Annotated in this window: 3 protein-coding genes and 2 pseudogenes; 1 reads left to right on the forward strand and 4 read right to left on the reverse strand. The window is 37.5% G+C overall.

The features are described 5' to 3' along the window. Positions 1-96 (forward strand): transposase domain-containing protein (locus F7Q90_RS25225; RefSeq protein WP_151160719.1); only part of this gene is annotated, 96 nt, incomplete at its 5' end. Positions 97-437: 341 nt separating this feature from the next. Here F7Q90_RS25225 and F7Q90_RS25230 read toward each other — a convergent pair. From F7Q90_RS25230 to F7Q90_RS25245, 4 genes and pseudogenes are all read right to left on the reverse strand, one after another. After that, positions 438-1,172, reverse strand: coding sequence for a hypothetical protein (locus F7Q90_RS25230; RefSeq protein ID WP_006122428.1), 735 nt, complete (start codon positions 1,170-1,172; stop codon positions 438-440). Between the two features lie 64 nt (positions 1,173-1,236). Continuing rightward, positions 1,237-1,563 (reverse strand): DUF1493 family protein, encoded by a 327-nt coding sequence (locus tag F7Q90_RS25235; protein WP_006122427.1) that lies wholly within the window; start codon positions 1,561-1,563, stop codon positions 1,237-1,239. After that, positions 1,557-1,790: pseudogene (locus F7Q90_RS27775) on the reverse strand (STM2901 family protein); the annotation flags it as partial. The gene F7Q90_RS25235 and the pseudogene F7Q90_RS27775, both read right to left, overlap by 7 nt. Positions 1,791-1,966: 176 nt before the next feature. Next, a pseudogene (locus tag F7Q90_RS25245) lies at positions 1,967-2,191 on the reverse strand (STM2901 family protein); the annotation flags it as partial. Between the last annotated feature and the right edge of the window lie 184 nt (positions 2,192-2,375).

Below are 2,375 nucleotides of genomic sequence, written 5' to 3' on the forward strand. Positions count from 1 at the left end.
ACGTGGTTGCGTTACGTCATCGGTCATATACAGGACTGGCCGGTGAACCGGGTCCGCGATCTGCTGCCATGGAAGGTCGAGCTTCCCTCTGCCTGAACGTCAATACGGTCTGAATGCGACGCTTACGTATAATCTCTTACACATTACCCTGTGAGGGAGATTGATTTTCAATCAAATTTAAATAGCCTTCAATAGGATTAAAACACATATCATTAACTCGGCTTTGTTGAATAATAGGTAATCATTCTGTTTTGTCTGCACTATTTTGGTAGAAAACGCTGATGCCAGACAGAACACCGTCATACGCAAGCATGTAACGCATTGATTTTATGTTATCTGAAACAACCGTTTTCATAGTACCACAGCATAAAATCCATTTATTCAACAAAGCCCATTAACTCATAAAAAATATCAATATTTTTTCAAAGCGCTGCTAATTAATATGATCCTCTTATCATACTATTGAATAAATCAATTAACGTTTTACTTTGGGTAATCTCTATTTTGAGGATTTTTTGGTGACTTCCCTTTTTGAGTTGGGATAAAAACTTAGTTGCTCTTATCTCGTGAAAGCCTTTCCCTATGAAAAAATTATAATAGATAATAAACCCCTCAACTATAAAATACCAAGTTATTCCTTTATGAGTTTCACTCATTTTCTGTACAAAGTTTGATAATATATCTTTGATAATTTCATCTGAGATATGAAATGTACTATCAACAATTCTAAAAACTGAAACCTTGATAAAATGGTCTAACCTTAAGCCGCTAAGCTTGTTAATCCTTAGCTTCTTCTCCGCAATGCAATGTCTAAATAAATCATCTAAGCTCTCTGTGCCCTGCACAGTATCATAATAAGCGTCCTTTGCAATTGAAGCCCTCCAAAGGATACTGAGTAGATAGAGGTAAAATCTTTCATACTGAAAAGATCCTATGATGATGTGGTCTGCATTTTTCCTGAAATTTTTGTGATCTCTTAATACTCTAATTCCGTACTGCTCGTAATTAATAGACAAAAATTGCTCACAATTCCTGCATAGCATAGGCTCTTTAGGATCAAAATTGCCTACTAAGGATTTTATCCCATCTTCAAAAAGAACAATTTTACCATTTTCTTTTTTAAGCCGCTTAAAATAAGCTTCTGGGGATAACGTGCGATTGCTGTAAATCACTTTCCGCTAAACATAATTTGCACATCCCTCTCATTATTTGTTCCTGTCAAATATTATAAAGCAACTATTCATAGATCCAACGACCTGCCTTTGCAGATTCAGCGAACATGCTTACTGTCAGAGGTTTCTTATTTTGTTTTACTGGCTCTTTTTTAAACCATTCATGGAAGAACCAAGGGGTTTTCCAGGGGAAATAATTGTCAATATTCAACTTTGAAACATCGATATTGAATTGGTCAGAATACTTATTAATAGCTTCAACCAGATCATCAAATTCTGCGTATTCCTGTAACGTATCATTGATTTCAAGTGGAACGATTTTGAAGCTGAACGTTCTGACCTGCGGTAAATTTTGGCGAAAAAAATCCAAGACTTGCTCGTCAGTTACCATAACTTATCATTACCTCGTGCTATGCGGTTGTAGTTAGTCGTGGCATTGAAAGCAATTTTTGATATGTCTGAAGCGACAATAACCCAGCCCAATATCGGCACAGTCCGTCCGACAAAAGCGCCAAGATTGGTAACGAATGAAAACCTCAATCTTTTTATGCTGGAATTAGTGAGTGTGGGAAGTCTGAAAGGAAGTTCAACATTGAGATAGCGTCTTGCTGTCTCTGAGGCTTTGTTGAATAAATGGATTTTATGCTGTGGTACTATGAAAACGGTTGTTTCAGATAACATAAAATCAATGCATTACATGCTTGCGTATGACGGTGTTCTGTCTGGCATCAGCGTTTTCTACCAAAACAGTGCAGACAAAACAGAATGATTACCTATTATTCAACAAAGCCTGTCTCTGAGATTAGGGAAGTGCCTTTAGTCGTCATTGTACCGCCAATTTTGCCACGTGTTGGACGATTTGGTTGTCCAACGATGATGAAAGTAGCAGCAGCAATATCTGATACCCCAAGTTGCTCATCTACAGCATCAAGAAATACCCAGAAAAACAACTCGCCTGCTGAAAGGTTAGATACACCTTTATAGAAGTACGTCCCGTTTAACTCTTCTGTTGTATCCATGCTAGCAGTCTCACAGATAAGATTGTTTTATCATATGAGTCAGTTTTGAAGGTGTCTATGGCTTTGTTGAATAAATCGAACTTTTGCTGAGTTGCAGGATCAGATCACGCATAATCCTGATAATGCAGGCAGTTCCGTGGCTAAGCAGAAATTCAAAATCACCAACTGGTGCAACTACAACAAG

This window comes from Pantoea stewartii subsp. stewartii (assembly GCF_008801695.1).
GTDB lineage: Bacteria > Pseudomonadota > Gammaproteobacteria > Enterobacterales > Enterobacteriaceae > Pantoea > Pantoea stewartii.